A 15,369-nucleotide genomic window follows, 5' to 3' on the forward strand; every position below is an offset into this window, starting at 1 on the left:
CGTCGTGACACGCTACGAACCGGGGACCGAGGAGTACGAGGCGGTCGTCTACGACCTCGACGGGACGCTCGTCCACCTCGCGGTCGAGTGGGACGTCGTCGCGCGCGAGGTCGAGGCGGCGCTCGAAGCGCGCGGCGTCCGCGTCGCGGACCCCGACCTCTGGGGGATGCTCGAACGCGCGGGGGAGACGGAGCACGAGGCGGCCGTCGAGGGGGTCATCGCCGCCCACGAGCGCCGCGGCGCCCGCGAGTCCAGGCGTCTCCCGTTCGCCGACGCCCTCCCCCACGACGTCCCCGTCGCGGTCTGCTCGCTCAACTGCGAGGCGGCCTGCCGCATCGCGCTCGAGGTCCACGACCTCGATGCACACGTCGACGCCGTCGTGGGTCGCGACAGCGTCGCGACGAAGAAACCGCACCCCGAACCCCTCCTGACGGCCGTCGAGGCGCTGGGGACGACGCCCGAACGGTCGCTGTTCGTCGGCGACTCCGAGCGCGACGAGGTGACCGCGGAGCGGGCCGGCACGGCGTTCCGGTACGTCTGAGCGGGCGGCGACTCAGTCCGCGTCGGAGTCCGGACGGTCGCCGTCCGTCTCCTCGGCTCCAGCCTGCGTCCGGCGAGCGTAGAGGAAGACGCCGACGGCGACGCAGAGCCAGACGACGGCGCCGACGCGGACGGCGAACTCGGCGCGCTGGCCCCACGTCTCGAGGGGCGGCGAGAGCAGCGAGAGGGCGGCGACGACCGGTGCGCCGACGACGATGGTGAGGACGAACGTCGTCTGCATCACCCAGCCGTAGTCGATGCCCTCGGGGTCCGTGTACTCGACGTGGGGCGCCACGTCCCCGAATCGGTCGCGCGCCGGTATCAACGGTTCGTTCCCGACCGAGCGACACCGAACAGGCTTTGCTCGTCGGCAGTCGCATCTCACCCATGACCACCGTCACCGACCTCCGCGGGAAGGCCGGCGTCGAGCCGATAACGATGCTGACGGCCTACGACGCGCCGACCGCGCGCATCGTCGACGAGGCCGGCGTCGACGTCATCCTCGTCGGGGATAGCGTGGGTAACGCCGTCCTCGGCCACGACTCGACGCTCCCGGTGACCGTCGACCAGATAGCCAGCCACACGGCGGCCGTCACCCGCGCCGTCGAGGACGCCCTCGTCGTCGCGGACCTGCCCTTCCTCTCGTTCGGCGTCGACGAGGCCGAGAGCGTCCGCAACGCCGGGCGGATGCTGAAGGAGGCGAACGCGGACGCCGTGAAACTCGAATCGGGTGCCCACACCGTCTCGCTCACCGAGCGCCTCGTCGAACTCGGTATCCCCGTGATGGCCCACCTCGGCCTGACGCCCCAGCGGGTGAACGAACTCGGCGGCTACACCCGACAGGGGACGAGCGAGGAGGACGCGAACGCCATCGTCGACCTCGCCCGCGCCCACGAGGAGGCGGGGGCGTTCTCGCTCGTCCTCGAACACGTCCCCGCGAACCTCGCGGCGCACGTCACCGACGAACTCGACGTCCCGACCATCGGCATCGGGGCCGGCCCCGACTGCGACGGACAGGTGCTCGTCTTCCACGACGCCGTCGGCCTCTCGGAGTGGGTTCCGCCGTTCGCGACGCGCTTCGGCGACGTCCGCGGCGAGATGGAACGGGCGGTCGACGACTACGTGACGGCCGTCGAGGACGGCACCTTCCCCGCCCCGGAACACAGCCACGTCGAGGAGGACCTCGACAGCCTCTACTGACGCCCGGCGGGCACGCTTTTATCACCTCCCCTCCCGTCGACTGCCCATGCTCCTCGAGGCGGTCGCTCCGTTCGATTTCTCCCAGTCGGTCGCGTTCCTGGCTGGATTGGACCCCTGTCGCGACGACCACGTCGCGGCCGGCGACCGGCTCGTCACCGGCGGCTACGTCGACGACGACGCCTTCGTGGCGACCGTCCGGGCCGGCGAGGTGCCGGCGACGCTCGACGTGGACGTCGAGTGGCTCGACGCCGAGGGACCCGACATCGCCGTCGGCGACCACCTCGCGGCGTTCCTCTCGCTCTCCGACGACCTCGGTCCCCTGTACGCCGCCGCGCGCGACGACCCGACGTTCTCGCCGGTCGTCGAGACGCTCTACGGCCTCCACCACGTCCGGTTCCCGACGCCGTTCGAGGCGGCCTGCTGGGCCGCGCTCTCCCGGCGGACGCCGACGGCCGTCGCCCGCGAACGGAAACGGGCGCTCGTCGAGACCTGCGGCGGGTACGTCGAGCGCGCCGACGGCCGTGTCGCGCTCTTTCCCACCCCCGAGCGGGTGCTCCGCCGGGCAGACGCGCTCCGGGTCGCCCTCGACGACGACCACGCCGTCCGGACGCTCCTCGCGGCGGCGGCGGCGTTCGCCGACGAACCGCTGTCGGCGCTCGACACGCTCGCGCTCCGCGGCCGCCTGGAGGAGGTGTGGGGGTTCGGCCCGTGGGCGGCCGAGTTCGTCACGCTGCGCGGGTTCGGCCGCATGGAGTACACGCCCGCCGACGAGTACCGCCTCCGGACGGCGGTGACGGCCCGCTACGGCCTCGACGCGCCGGCGAGCGACGACGACCTGCGCCGGCTCAGTGACCGCTACGGGCCGCTGGCCGGCTACTGGGCACACTACCTCCAGGTCGCCGCCGGCGAGAACGGCGACCTGCTCGAACACTGACGGCCGTCGCTCGCCGTCTCGCACGTATATACGACCCGTCCCCGGCAAGCAGCACGTGCAAGCCCAGCTTACATCCGTCGTCCGCGAGCACGTCAGGTGAAGGGTGAAGCGAGCGGTGTGTAACTGATTTCGGAGCGGCTGGTGGCGTCCCGAGCGAGTTCGACGTGTTGACGAGAGACCTCAATGGCAACAGACGAAACGACAGCTGTTACTGGTTCGGCGGTCGGTGCATCGATACAGAAATTCTTCGACGAGTACGGGCTCGGGTTCGTGATGGTCGCGAGCTACTTCGGTTCGGGGTCCGTGTTCATCGCGAGTTCCGCGGGCGTCCGGTACGGCTACGCCCTCCTGTGGGCGGCGGCGGGTGCGGTGCTGTTCGGGTTCATGGCGCAGGACATGAGCGCGCGACTCGGCATCTTCGGCGAACCGCTGATGGTGTTCGCCCGCAGGAAACTCGGACGGGCGGGCGCGACGGCCATCGCGTTACTGCTGACGGTCGGGTGCGTCGCGTGGTGTCTGGAACTGACCGCCGCCGTCGGGAAGGGTATCGAGGTACTCTCGGGCGGCGCGGTGGGGTGGCAACCGCTCGCCCTCGTCGTCGGCGGGGCAGCTATCGTCACCGGCATCCTCGGCTACGACGCCATCGAGCGCGTCATGACGCTGATGATGTTCGGCCTGCTGGCCGCCTACGTCGTCGTCGCGGGCGCGAGCGGTCCCGAAGTCGCCGACGTGGCGACCGGGTTCGTCCCGTCGGTGCCCGACGCCGGCGCGCTGACGCTCGTCGCGGCCATCATCGGGACGACGGCGCTGTGGCCGAACTTCTTCCTCGAGTCCATCCTCGTCCGACAGAAGGGCTGGTCGGACGAGAGCGCGGTCGGGACCATGCGCCGCGACCTGGGGATGGGCTACGTCGTCGGCGGCCTGACGACCATCGCCATCGTCATCGCGACGGCGGCGGTCCTCCGGCCGGCCGGCGTCACCGAACTGGACACGTTCATCACGCCGGGGCGGGCGCTCGCGGAGGTCCTCGGCGGGTGGGCGCTCGTGCTGTTCCTCGTCGGCGCGCTGGCGGCGGCGTTCAACAGCATCGTCCCCATCATGTGGACGCCCGCGTACATGATTCCGCAGGCGCTCGGCTACGACGTGAAGGCGGACGACCGGCAGTTCAAACTGCTCTACGCCGGCCTCGTCGCCGTCGGGAGCCTCTCGCCGCTCGTCCACGCCGTCTTCGGGCTGAGCGTCGTCGACATGATCATCCTGTTCCCGGCGTACAACGGCGTCGTCGGCCTGCCGCTGACCGCCCTGTTGCTGTTCTGGGCCGTCAACGACCGGGAGACGATGGGCGAGCACCGCAACGGACTGGGCATCAACGCGGTCAACGTATCGCTCGTTATCCTCTCGGTGTTCCTCGCGGTCTCCTCCGCGGGCGACGTCTTCGGAGCAATCTTGTCCGGGAGCTTCTGAACACGACTCGTGTTCGCGCTCGACCCCGCCACCGCGGCCGTCCTCGTCGTCGTCGCCTTCGTCGGCGGTATCGGCATCACCGCCATCGGCCCCGGTGGCATCCTCGTGACAGCCGCGCTGTTCGCGCTGACCGCGACCGACCCGGCGACCGTCGCCGGCACCGCGAGCGCGACGTTCGTCGCGACGGGCCTGCTCGGCGTGGCGACCTACGTCCGGTCGGGTGAACTGGCGGCCCGCGCCGGCCGCCGGGACGCGGTCGTCCTGAGCGTGACCGGCGTCGTCGGCGCGCTGCTCGGGGTGTGGCTCAACGCCCGCCTCACGTCGGCGTCGTTCGGCGCGTTGCTCGGCGTCGTCGTCACGCTCTCGGGCCTGCTCGTCTGGTGGCGCACCCGTGCCGGGAGCGGCGCGCGCGACCCACCCGGGACCGTCGCCGTCACCCTCGTCGGCTTCGGCGTCGGGACCGCGAGCGGGATGCTCGGGGTGGGGGGGCCGGTACTCGCCGTTCCCCTGCTGGTGGCGCTCGGCGCGCCCATGCTCGCGGCGGTGGCCGTCGCGCAGGTGCAGTCGGTGTTCATCGCCGGGATGGCGACGGCGGGCTACCTCGCCCAGGGGGCGGTCTCGCCGACGCTCGCGCTGCTCGTCGGCGTGCCGGAACTGGTGGGGGCGCTCGCCGGCTGGCGGCTCGCCCACAGCGTCGACACCGTCCGCCTGAAGCGCGCGCTGGCGGCCGTCCTCGTCCTCCTGGGGCCGTACCTCGCGTTCGCCTAGTCGAGGAACGACGCCAGGCGGTCGTTCCACGCGCCCGGGCGCTCGACCATCGAGAGGTGGGCGGCGTCCTCGACCACCGCGAGGTCGCAGGTCGGGAGGCGCTCGACGAGGAACTCGTGGAACGCGACGGGGGTGAGCCGGTCGTGCTCGCCCGTAATCGCGAGACAGGGAACGGTCAACCCATCGAGCTCGCCCCTGACGTCGAACGCGTCGCAGGTGCGGAAGTCCCGTTCGGTGACGCGTCGTCCCGTCTCGCGCATGGCGTCCATCGACCGCTCGCGCGTCCCCGCGTCGGCGTCGTGAAAGAGCAGGTCCTCGCCGTGGAGCGTCTCGACGGCGCGTTCGAAGTCGTCCGCGAGGAGGTCCTTCAACGACTCGTCGACGGCCAGTTTCGCGCCCGTGCCACAGAGCACCAGCGCCGAGGGGGAGAGCGACGTCGAGAGCGCGACGTGCAGGACGACCGCACCCCCGAGGGAGTTGCCCACGAGCACGTCGGCGTCCGTCTCGCGGGCGACCGCGACGACGTCCGCGGCGTAGGCGGCGAGCGTCTCGGGGCCGGCGGGCGTCGCCACGTCGTCGCTCTCGCCGTGGCCGCTCAGGTCGAGCGCGACGGCCGGCCCGGGGTGGTCGCGCCAGCCGTACTGGCCGACCCACACCTCGTGTGACCCGCCGCTCCCGTGGACGTAGAGCGTCGTCGGGCCCTCGCCGAACGCCGTGCGGCGATAGCTCGTCGTCCGGCCGTGGTGGGTGACCGTCTCGTGACTCATGGCCACCCTGCGGGGACCGAGGGGATAAAACGGGGCGCTCGAACCGCCGCCGTTCGACGACCCTCGACGAGGTCAGTAAAGCGTGAACCACAATACTACCGGTATCCTCTGTACCCGCCGCCCTCTGTTGATTCTCCTGCGAAAGGTTTAAATAGCAAACTGACTAACTACGAGTTAGTAATGAGTCACGAGCAACGGTTCGTCGCGGAGGATAGCCCGGTTCGCCGGTACGACTACGACGACGCGGTCGTGTTCGCCGCCGACCTCGGTGACGGCCGCGACGTCGACGTGGACGTCGTCGACGGGACGGCCATCGTCGTCGTCGCGAGCGACGCGCACGACTCCCGACAGTTCGAGTTCGACCTTCCCGACGGGGACGCACAAGCGTTTATCAAAAACGGCGTCGTCACCGTCGAGGTGAGAGCATGAAACTCACTGTCAAACCACTGAAACAGAAGGACGCCGGACGGGGGCTGGCAGCCATCGACCGCAGCGCCATGGGCTCGCTCGACCTGGAGAACGGCGACTACATCCTCATCAGCGGCGGTGAGGGGCGCGCCGTCGCCCGGGTCTGGCCGGGCTACCCTGAGGACGAGGGCAACGGCGTCATCCGCATCGACGGCCGCCTCCGCCAGGAGGCCGGCGTCGGCATCGACGACGCCGTCGAGGTCGAGAAGGCGGACGTCAAGCCCGCCACCTCGGTCACCGTGGCGCTCCCGCAGAACCTCCGCATCCGGGGGAACATCGGGGGGCACATCCGCGACAAGCTGAGCGGCCAGGCCATCACGGAGGGCCAGACGGTCCCGTTCTCGCTCGGGTTCGGCCCCCTCTCGTCGATGTCGGGTCAGCGCATCCCGCTGAAGATAGCCGACACCGCGCCCAGCGGCACCGTCGTCGTCACCGACTCGACGGAGGTCGAGGTGAGCGAGAAGCCCGCCGAGCAGATCGTCTCCGAGCCGAGTTCGGGTGACGGCGGCTCGCCGAGCGTCAACTACGAGGACATCGGCGGCCTCGACGACGAACTCGAACAGGTCCGCGAGATGATCGAACTGCCGATGCGCCACCCCGAGCTGTTCCGACAGCTCGGCATCGAGCCGCCCAAGGGCGTGCTGCTCCACGGCCCGCCCGGCACCGGCAAGACGCTCATGGCGAAGGCCGTCGCCAGCGAGATAGACGCCTACTTCACCGACATCTCCGGGCCGGAGATCATGTCGAAGTACTACGGCGAATCGGAGGAACAACTGCGCGAGGTGTTCGAGGAGGCGTCCGAGAACGCCCCGGCCATCGTCTTCATCGACGAACTCGACTCCATCGCCCCCAAGCGTGGCGAGACCAGCGGCGACGTCGAGCGACGCGTCGTCGCCCAGTTGCTCTCGCTGATGGACGGCTTAGAGGAACGCGGACAGGTCACCGTCATCGGCGCGACCAACCGCCTCGACGCGCTCGACCCCGCGCTCCGGCGCGGCGGGCGCTTCGACCGCGAGATCGAGATCGGCGTCCCGGACAAGGGCGGGCGCAAGGAGATCCTGCAGGTCCACACCCGCGGGATGCCGCTGGAAGACGACGTCGACCTCGACGTCTACGCCGAGAACACCCACGGCTTCGTCGGCGCCGACCTCGAATCGCTGGCGAAGGAGGCGGCGATGAACGCCCTGCGGCGCATCCGCCCCGAACTCGACCTCGAGACCGACGAGATAGACGCCGAGGTGCTCGAGGCCCTGCGCGTCACCGAGGACGACTTCCGCGGCGCGCTGAAGGGCATCCAGCCCTCCGCGCTCCGGGAGGTGTTCGTCGAGGTGCCCGACATCACCTGGGGCGACGTCGGCGGCCTGGAGGACACCAAGGAGCGCCTCCGCGAGACCATCCAGTGGCCCCTCGACTACCCCGAGGTGTTCGAGGCGCTCGACATGGAGGCCGCGAAGGGCGTCCTGCTGTACGGCCCGCCGGGGACCGGCAAGACGCTCATGGCGAAGGCCGTCGCCAACGAGTCCCAGAGCAACTTCATCTCCATCAAGGGGCCGGAGTTGCTCAACAAGTACGTCGGCGAGTCCGAGAAGGGCGTCCGCGACGTCTTCGAGAAGGCCAGGTCGAACGCACCCACCGTGGTGTTCTTCGACGAGATCGACTCCATCGCGGGCCAGCGCGGGCGCAACATGAGTGACTCGGGCGTCGGCGAGCGCGTCGTCTCCCAACTGCTCACGGAACTCGACGGCCTCGAGGAGCTAGAGGACGTCGTCGTGGTCGCGGCGACCAACCGCCCCGACCTCATCGACAGCGCGCTGATGCGTCCCGGTCGGCTCGACCGGCACGTCCACGTACCCGTCCCCGACGAGGAGGCCCGGCGGGCCATCTTCGCGGTTCACACCCGCGAGAAGCCCCTGGCCGACGACGTCGACCTCGACAGCCTCGCGCGGCGCACCGAGGGCTACGTCGGCGCGGACATCGAGGCGGTCTGCCGCGAGGCGGCGATGATCGCCTCCCGCGAACTCATCACGAGCGTCGACCGCGACGACATCGAGGGGTCGCTCGGCAACGTCCGCATCACGATGGAGCACTTCGACCGCGCGCTCGACGAGGTCAACGCGAGCGTCACCGAGGAGGTCAGAGAGCGCTACGACGACATCGAGGAGCGCTTCTCCAGCGGCGAGACCGCCGCCGACCGCGAGCAGGTCTCCCGGACGTTCCAGTAGGACCTCTTACGCCTCGGGTACCCCTTCGGGGCACCGCTCGGCGGAAAGAACTACCTAAAAAGGCCGCGAGTACCGCATCACGATGCTCGCGGCGAACCGCGCCGCTCCGCGGCGCGGCCGTTCGCCACTCGTTGTTCTGCCATACACCGTTCGTTTCGGGCGTTCTCGACGCCGACTGACGAGAAGGGGACGGGTCACCGCGTTCGTCAGGGCCGCCACCCACGGAGGAAGCTCGTCGCCACGCCGCCGGCGCCGAGCGAGAGGCCGAGTTCGAACGTCCGGACGATCAACACCGCGGCGGCGGCACCGGCCGCGGTCGCGCCGGTCATCAGTGCGAGCGCCCCGCCGAGGAGCGCGTCGTAGGCACCCAGGCTCCCCGGGACGGGGAGGACGCTCGCGGCCCGCGGGAGCGGGATGACGGCGACGATGGGGACGAGCGCGACCGGCGTGCCGGTTCCGGCGAGGGCGACCCAGAGGGCACCGGCCGTCAGCACCTGTTCGAGGACGCCGCCGAGGGCGATGAGCCCGAGCAGCCCGGGCTCCCCCCTGAAGTGCAGGACCCGCATCCAGAAGCGGTCGAGCGCGGCCGCCACCGTCTCCCTGCCGTGTGAGGCGTCCGAGAGGAGCGCGGAGAGTTGGGAGACGACCGGCGTGAGGGCGACGACGAGCGACCCCGACAGCAGGTCGCGCGTGTACACGAGAACCCCGCCGACGAGGACGAGGAGGACGGCCGCCCCCCCGAGCGTGACGCCCACCGACCGCGGCGTCCCCCCGCCGGCGACCAGCGCGCCGACGAGGGCCGTCGAGACGAACAGCTGTGCGCCGGACTTGACGTACTTCGCGACGCCGCGAACGCCGAGCGCTTCGCTGTAGGTCGTCGCCGTCGCAACGCTGAAGAACCGGGCCATGATGGGCTCGGAACTCACCGGACCGGCCGGGCTGAGCGTGTCGAAGAAGTCGCCCGCGAACGCGAACTGCACGCTCCGACCCGCGGTCAGGCCGTCGCCGAGCGGTTTCACCGACGCCCAGACGCCGACGCCGTCGACGGCCGCCTCCGCGACGACGAGCGCGAGAACCACACCGACGGCCCACGGCGCCACCGCCGCCGCGCGTCCGAGGACTCGCTCCGGCCCGACGAGGAGGAGGTACGCCGCGAGCGCACCACCGCCGAGCACGAGTCCTACCGCCAACCGGACAGTCCGTCGCACGCCGGAGACTCCTCTCGAGAGGAGAATAAACCATCGTAATCCATCGGGCCGGCGCTCCAGGAGTTTATCTACCAGCGGGCGACCAGCGACGGCCATGTGGTAACGAGTCACCGCCGGCGTGCCGCGGGAGCGCGACACGACCGTCGGCGGGGTGTGTGGGTGTCGCCTGTTCGCACTAGTCGAGGCGCTCGGCCGCGTCGCGCTGGAGGAGCGGCTGGGCGTTCGGCGTCGGGAGGGTCACCACGTCGTCCGTCCGGAGGTCGTAGGCCCGCTCGTCCACGCCGAGTATCTCGCCGACGTCGGCGGTGATGCGGAGCGTCGTCCGTTCGACGGCTCGTGCGTCGGACGACGACTCCTCGGGAGGGGTCTCCTCGCCGTCGGTACGTTCGGCGCCGTCAGTGGACACTGAGGGGGCCGTCGTCTCCGCGGACGACTCGCGGAGCGGCGCCGCCGCCTCGGCGCGCTCCGGCGGCGTGTCGGGCGGGACGCCCGTTCCCGACCGCTCCTCGTGGGATTCGGTCGCTGGCGGCGACGGGTCGGGCGTCGTCGCGTCGTCGGACGCCGAGTCCGTCGGCGAGCCGTCGCCCATCAGGTCGGCGGCGCTCACGCCCGGCGTTCGTTCCGGGGAGCCATCGTCCGGCCCGGGAGCCGCTGGTTCGCTCTCCGACGCCGGTGACTCGGGAGCGGTCGGCTCGGACGGCGCGTCGCCCTCGGCGGACGCGCTCGGGTCGTCGCCGAGCACGTCGTCGAGGACGCGCGCGCGGTTCTCCTCGATGGCACCGACGAGTCGGTCGAAGACGGCCGCCTCCTCGCGGGTGAGTCCGGAGGCGTCGGCGGCCATCCCCGCCGCTTCGAGGCTGGCCTGTTTGACCAGCTTGCCGATTCGGCGCTCGTAGATGGCCTCGACGGTCCGCTCTGCGGTCTTGATGTCGTCGGTGAGCCGTCGCACTTCGGGGGCGTCGAAGGGGTCGTCGGCACGCTCGGCGGCGCGCGAGCGCTCCTCGCGGAGCTGGCGGATGAATCGCCCGGCCTCCTCGTAGAACGACTCGCGGAGCTGTTGGAGGCTGTCGGTCTGCCGTTCACGGCTCTGGGCCGTCTGGAGTTCGTCGAGGTTCATTCTGCCGCCTTCTCCGCGTCGCCGCGCGCCATCAGGAGCACGCCGACGCACTCTCGAACGGTCCGTTTTCCGTCCGCAATCTTATGTGTTTCCCCGTCGAGTCGCACCGACTGCGGTTCGTCGACCTCGACGGTGATGTCGTGGTTCCGGAACGTCTCCGGCACGGCGTCCACGAGCGGATCGAAGTCGGGGAGGGCGTCCCGGTCGATGCGCGTCACCCTGAGGCCGCTCCCCCCGTGGAGGCTCCCCGGGAGCCGGATGAGCCGGTTGATGTCCGTGGTGACGGGCTCGTCGATGGGGGCGTTCTCGGCTTCGACGGCGCGCGCGAGCAGACGGTCGGCGAGCGTCCGACTGTACTGGCCAGCCGCCTCCAGGTTCCCCGCGACGAGTTCGTCGTAGTTCTCGGTCATCGCGGTGTAGAGCGTCGTCGCCCCCTTCTCGCCGATGCCGTCGAACTCGCGGAGCCGGGCGACGCCCGCCACCTCGTCGAGCGCGCGCACCTCGTCGGCCAGCGCGACGAGCCGCGCGTGGACGCGCCGTCCCCAGCCGCCGTCGGTGCGGAGGGTACGCTTCTCGACGGGGTTCTTCACGCCGATGCCCGACACGGTCTCGGTCCGGGCGAGGTCGTCGACGTGTTCGAGACCGAGGCCGCGGACGTAGTCGACCACCTCGCGCCGGTGGTCGCGGTCGAGCCGCCTGACGCCCTCGTCGCGGACGTGAACGTGGTAACCGCGGCCGCCGGAGAAGACGACCGTCAGGTCCTCGAACCCGAAGTCGTCCTCCAGAAACGAGAGGAGTTTCTCGAGGGCGTCCTTGCAGGTCGCGAGCATCTCGCCGTAGGCGTCCGTCTCCGGGTCGACCCCGGGGAGGTGGTCGGCGTCGAGGTCGAAGACGAGGTCCGACTCGCGCCACCCCTTCTCCCCCATCGAGCGCGCGCCGGGGTCGGCGTAGCGACCCGCCGAGAAGTAGACGTGACGTGGACGCTCGCGGGCGAGAAACGTGTCGAGGTCGCCGAGGTCCATGTGCGAGTTGTGCCGGACCATCGTCGTCCCGGACCCCGCCGTGAACGGGATGTACCCCCACTCGCGCGCCTCGTACGCGGGCGGTGGCGTCAGCGAGACCCGCCGGTAGTGGTCGCCGAACCGGCCCCGGAGGTACTCGCGCGTCCGGTCGTTCATGCGTCTGTGGTACTCCGGGCGCTGGACCAAGAACCCGTCGGGTTCGGTCGTCAGATACCCTCGACGGCCCCCTCCCGTCGCGGGTCGGCGACGCCGACGTACTCGCCGCTGTCGGGGTCGACGTAGATGACCTGCACGTTGCCGAGACGCGTCGCCTCGTCGGCGAACTCGAAGCCGGCGCGCGAGAGCACGGTCCGGGTGCCGCGAGGGAGGCCCGCCTCGTACAGTATCGTGTCGCCGGCAGCCTTGTAGACGCGCGGTGCCGCGATGGCCTGCCGGAGGCCGAGGCCGAACTCGACGACGTTGAGGAGGACCTGTGCCACCGTCGTGATGATGGTCGGGCCGCCGGGCGAGCCGACGGTCATCAGCGGCTTCCCGTCACGGAACACGATGGTCGGGCTGGTCGAACTGAGCGGCCGCTTCCACGGCTGGACCTCGTTCGGCCCGCCGGGCACCGCGTCGAAGTCCGTTATCTCGTTGTTCAGCATGAAGCCGTACTCCGGCACCATCAGCCCGGAGCCGAAGAACTGCTCGATGGTGCTGGTCCAGGAGACGAGGTTGCCCTCGCTGTCGGCGGTGGTGAAGTGCGTCGTCTGCCCACTGTCCCGCGTCGGCCCGCGCTCCCCGGTGGGACCGACAGGGGTGACGCGGTAGGGTTCGCCGGGCTGGTAGTCCCACGGGTTCCCCGGTTCGAGCGTGTCGAGCGCGTGTCGGTCGGGGCTGATGTGGGCGCGTCGCGTCTCGAGGTACTCCTCGTCGAACAGTCCCTGCCACGGGGCGTCGACGAACGCCTTGTCGCCCATGTACGCACCGCGGTCGGCGAACGCGAGGCCGAACGCCTCCAGCAGTATCTCGTACGTCTCGGGCGAGTACCGCCCGCGCTCGCCCAGGTCGAACGGTTCGACCAGTTTGAGTATCTGTCCGATGGTCAGGCCGCCCGAACTGGGCAGCGACTGCGTTCTGACCGTGACGTCGCGGAACTCCGCGTACTCCGGGTGGTCGATGGTGACGTTGTAACGTGCGAGGTCGGCCGGCGTCATGGTGCCGCCCGCCTCCTGGACCGTCTCGGCGAGCGCCGTCGCGATGTCGCCCTTGTAGAACGGTCCGATGCCCTCGTCGCGGATGGTCCGGAAGGTGTGTGCGAGGTCGGGCTGGACGAGGGTGTCGCCCTCCTCGAGCGGGTGGCCGTCGGGGGCGAACACCTCGCTCGCGGCGTCGTTGAACACCTCCGCGTTGCCGGCGATGGCCTCGGCCAGCGGCGCGTCGACGTGCACGTCGGGGCCGTCCTCGCCCGCGAGGCCGATGGCCGGCTCGACGAGGGGCGCGAGGTCCATCGTCCCGTAGCGCTTGAGCGCCACGTCGGCCGCCCGGAGCGTCCCGGGGACCCCCACCGAGTTCCCGCTGGTGCGGCGCTCCTGGAAGGGGAGGGCCTCGCCGTCGTCGTCGAGGAACATCTCGGGGTCGGCGCCGAACGGCGCGCGCTCGCGGTTGTCGACCGCGTACAGTTCGTCCTCCTCGGCCACGTAGACGACCATGAACCCGCCGCCGCCGATGCCGCAGGTGTGCGGCTGGACGACGTTCAGCGCGAACTGGACCGCCACGGCCGCGTCGATGGCGTTGCCGCCCGACCGGAGTACCTCCGCGCCGGCGGCCGTCGCCTGCGGGTGCAGCGACGAGACCATCCCCTCCTCGCTCCGGGCGACGGGTACGTCCGCCGGCGTCGGGCGGTCGCGTCCCGTCGCGGCCGCGGCGCCCGCCGGCAGGGCTGTCGCGCCGAGCGCTGCCGCCGACCCCTTGAGGAACGTCCGGCGCCGGGTCCCCCCGTCGGTTCGCGGTCCGTCCGCAGTCGGTTCGTCGGCCTGTCGCCGCTCGGAGCGCGCCTCGCTTTCGTCCTGCGTTGGCATGACACGTTTCGAACAACGTCTCTCGGGATAATATTTTTTGAATAGATATTTATTATTTAAATCGAGAGTCAGAGTTGTTTGAGGCTACCGGGAACCGTTCAGTCGTCGGTGTGAGAGAGAGCAGGGGCGAACCGATGTGAGCAACTAGCGGCGAGGCGGAACGTCGAGGGGACGTTACGGGGCCGGAGTACTCGCGGGGAGAACGTAGTCACTGACGACAGTGTCGGCCGGTCACGTCAGAACCCGATGAACCGCGAGAGTTTCTCCCGGAGGCTGGCGTCGTCGCCGAGGCGGAGGTAGTAGGCGTCGCCGCCGTCCTCGTAGTAGCCGTTGATGCGTCGCTGTATCTCGAACCCGAGGTGTTCGTAGAAGTCGAGGGCGTTGTGGTTCGTCGTCCGGGCGTGGCAGGTCACCGACTGGTGGTGTTCGGCGACCGTGGCGACGAGCCGTTTGCCGTAGCCGTCGCTTCGGAACTCGGGGGCGACCGCGAGAAAGAGGATGTAGCCGTCCCGGCGCGTTGAGGCGAAGGCGATGAGTTCCCCCTCCTCCGAGGGGCCCTGAGCGATGTAACAGTAGACCGTCGAGCGTCGGTAGGCGTCGACGAAGAAGCCACGCTGTTGTTTCAGGACCCCTTCCGACCGTCGTATCCCCTCTTTGAGGTCCCACGCGGCATCCACGTAGTCGTCGCTCCCCGGCGGGACGACGCGCGTGTCGACGTTGACGCTCACTACCACACCGTACGGCCCCTCACCGATATAATTCCACCGGGGGTGAATCCAACCGCATTTATATGACGGTCGTGTTTGCCGGGGTATGGAATCGGGGAAGTTCTCGCACGAGAGCGAGGGCGCGGGACCGTCGTTTCGGAGCCTGCTGAAGCAGTGGTTCATCACGGGTGCCGCGCTGACGATACCGCTGTTCGCGACGTTGCTGGTCCTCGCGTTCGCGCTGGACTTCCTCTCGGGGTTGCTCGACCCGCTGGTGACCGTCGCGGTCATCGGGTTCGGCTACGTCGAGGAACAACCCGACGTCGCGGGGTGGGTCATCAAGGGTCTCGCGGTGGTAGCGTTCCTCGTCCTCCTGCTGGCGGTCGGTATCGTCGCGGAGACGCACCCGACGGGCGGGCGACTCACCGACGCCATCGACCGCAGCATCGAGCGCGTCCCCGGTATCGGCTCGTTGTACACCGGCTTTCGACAGATGAGTGAGGTGGTCGTCGAGAGCGACGTCGAGAGCTTCCAGGACGTGAAGCTCGTCGAGTTCCCCACGGAAGGCTCCTACACGGTGGCGTTCGTCACCGCGGACACCCCCGAGAACGTCGAGACCATCGCGGGCCACGACGACATGGTGACGCTGTTCATGCCGATGGCGCCCAACCCGGTGATGGGCGGATTCGTGCTACACGTCTCGCGCGAGCGAGTGCTCGACGTCGACATGACCGTCGAGGAGGGCGTCCAGTCCATCGTCACCAGCGGCGTGACGGTCAACGGGGAGGAGAGCGACCGGAAACTGTCGCCCGAGCGCCTGCGCTCGCTCGACGTGCAGGACCCCCCCGGGACGGGGACCGACGGCGAGTCACCCCACGACGGGGAGTAGCGA

15 protein-coding genes are annotated in these 15,369 nt (G+C 70.1%); 8 read left to right on the forward strand and 7 right to left on the reverse strand.

The window, feature by feature from the left end:
• The first annotated feature begins 4 nt into the window (after positions 1–4).
• Positions 5–541: an HAD family hydrolase gene (locus P1Y20_RS02575; RefSeq protein ID WP_304447090.1), complete on the forward strand. Its 537-nt coding sequence runs from the start codon at positions 5–7 to the stop codon at positions 539–541.
• A 12-nt stretch (positions 542–553) separates the two neighbouring features.
• Here the strand turns inward: P1Y20_RS02575 and P1Y20_RS02580 are convergent, their stop codons facing one another.
• Positions 554–835 (reverse strand): DUF5822 domain-containing protein, encoded by a 282-nt coding sequence (locus P1Y20_RS02580; protein ID WP_304447091.1) that lies wholly within the window; start codon positions 833–835, stop codon positions 554–556.
• Positions 836–927: 92 nt separating this feature from the next.
• On the opposite strand from P1Y20_RS02580, the gene panB reads away from it, so the two are divergent.
• The 4 genes from panB to P1Y20_RS02600 all read left to right on the forward strand — a co-directional run bounded on the left by panB (position 928) and on the right by P1Y20_RS02600 (position 4,906).
• Complete coding sequence (panB, locus tag P1Y20_RS02585; protein WP_304447092.1) at positions 928–1,740, forward strand: 3-methyl-2-oxobutanoate hydroxymethyltransferase; 813 nt, start codon at positions 928–930, stop codon at positions 1,738–1,740.
• A 46-nt stretch (positions 1,741–1,786) separates the two neighbouring features.
• Positions 1,787–2,674: a DNA-3-methyladenine glycosylase family protein gene (locus P1Y20_RS02590; RefSeq protein WP_304447093.1), complete on the forward strand. Its 888-nt coding sequence runs from the start codon at positions 1,787–1,789 to the stop codon at positions 2,672–2,674.
• Between the two features lie 183 nt (positions 2,675–2,857).
• Positions 2,858–4,138: an NRAMP family divalent metal transporter gene (locus P1Y20_RS02595; RefSeq protein ID WP_304447094.1), complete on the forward strand. Its 1,281-nt coding sequence runs from the start codon at positions 2,858–2,860 to the stop codon at positions 4,136–4,138.
• A gap of 9 nt (positions 4,139–4,147) precedes the next feature.
• Positions 4,148–4,906, forward strand: coding sequence for a sulfite exporter TauE/SafE family protein (locus P1Y20_RS02600; RefSeq protein WP_304447095.1), 759 nt, complete (start codon positions 4,148–4,150; stop codon positions 4,904–4,906).
• Here P1Y20_RS02600 and P1Y20_RS02605 read toward each other — a convergent pair.
• The gene (locus P1Y20_RS02605) at positions 4,903–5,673 is read right to left on the reverse strand and encodes an alpha/beta fold hydrolase (protein WP_304447096.1); all 771 of its coding nucleotides are present in this window, start codon (positions 5,671–5,673) and stop codon (positions 4,903–4,905) included. The genes P1Y20_RS02600 and P1Y20_RS02605 overlap by 4 nt on opposite strands.
• Before the next feature lie 180 nt (positions 5,674–5,853).
• Between P1Y20_RS02605 and P1Y20_RS02610 the strand changes: the two genes are divergently transcribed.
• Together P1Y20_RS02610 and P1Y20_RS02615 are read left to right on the forward strand one after the other, a co-directional pair.
• Positions 5,854–6,102, forward strand: a complete 249-nt coding sequence (locus P1Y20_RS02610; protein WP_304447097.1) for a DUF7127 family protein — start codon at positions 5,854–5,856, stop codon at positions 6,100–6,102.
• On the forward strand, positions 6,099–8,363 hold the full coding sequence (locus tag P1Y20_RS02615; RefSeq protein WP_304447098.1) for a CDC48 family AAA ATPase: 2,265 nt from the start codon (positions 6,099–6,101) through the stop codon (positions 8,361–8,363). Before P1Y20_RS02610 ends, P1Y20_RS02615 begins: the two co-directional genes overlap by 4 nt.
• 206 nt (positions 8,364–8,569) lie before the next feature.
• Here P1Y20_RS02615 and P1Y20_RS02620 read toward each other — a convergent pair whose 3' ends face one another.
• The 5 genes from P1Y20_RS02620 to P1Y20_RS02640 form a co-directional block, all read right to left on the reverse strand.
• Entirely contained in the window at positions 8,570–9,571 is a 1,002-nt protein-coding gene (locus P1Y20_RS02620; RefSeq protein WP_304447099.1) for a lysylphosphatidylglycerol synthase domain-containing protein, read from the reverse strand.
• Between the two features lie 175 nt (positions 9,572–9,746).
• Positions 9,747–10,688: a hypothetical protein gene (locus P1Y20_RS02625; RefSeq protein WP_304447100.1), complete on the reverse strand. Its 942-nt coding sequence runs from the start codon at positions 10,686–10,688 to the stop codon at positions 9,747–9,749.
• Positions 10,685–11,866 carry a DNA primase small subunit PriS gene (priS, locus tag P1Y20_RS02630; protein WP_304447101.1) on the reverse strand — a complete coding sequence of 394 codons (1,182 nt, stop codon included), beginning with the start codon at positions 11,864–11,866 and terminating at the stop codon, positions 10,685–10,687. Before priS ends, P1Y20_RS02625 begins: the two co-directional genes overlap by 4 nt.
• Positions 11,867–11,916: 50 nt before the next feature.
• Positions 11,917–13,770 (reverse strand): gamma-glutamyltransferase, encoded by a 1,854-nt coding sequence (ggt, locus tag P1Y20_RS02635; RefSeq protein ID WP_304447102.1) that lies wholly within the window; start codon positions 13,768–13,770, stop codon positions 11,917–11,919.
• 236 nt (positions 13,771–14,006) lie between these two features.
• Positions 14,007–14,498, reverse strand: a complete 492-nt coding sequence (locus tag P1Y20_RS02640; RefSeq protein ID WP_304447103.1) for a GNAT family N-acetyltransferase — start codon at positions 14,496–14,498, stop codon at positions 14,007–14,009.
• A gap of 85 nt (positions 14,499–14,583) precedes the next feature.
• On the opposite strand from P1Y20_RS02640, the gene P1Y20_RS02645 reads away from it, so the two are divergent.
• Positions 14,584–15,366 carry a DUF502 domain-containing protein gene (locus P1Y20_RS02645; protein WP_304447104.1) on the forward strand — a complete coding sequence of 261 codons (783 nt, stop codon included), beginning with the start codon at positions 14,584–14,586 and terminating at the stop codon, positions 15,364–15,366.
• Positions 15,367–15,369: the final 3 nt, after the last annotated feature.

It is taken from the genome of Halomarina ordinaria, assembly GCF_030553305.1.
GTDB classification, from domain to species: domain Archaea; phylum Halobacteriota; class Halobacteria; order Halobacteriales; family Haloarculaceae; genus Halomarina; species Halomarina ordinaria.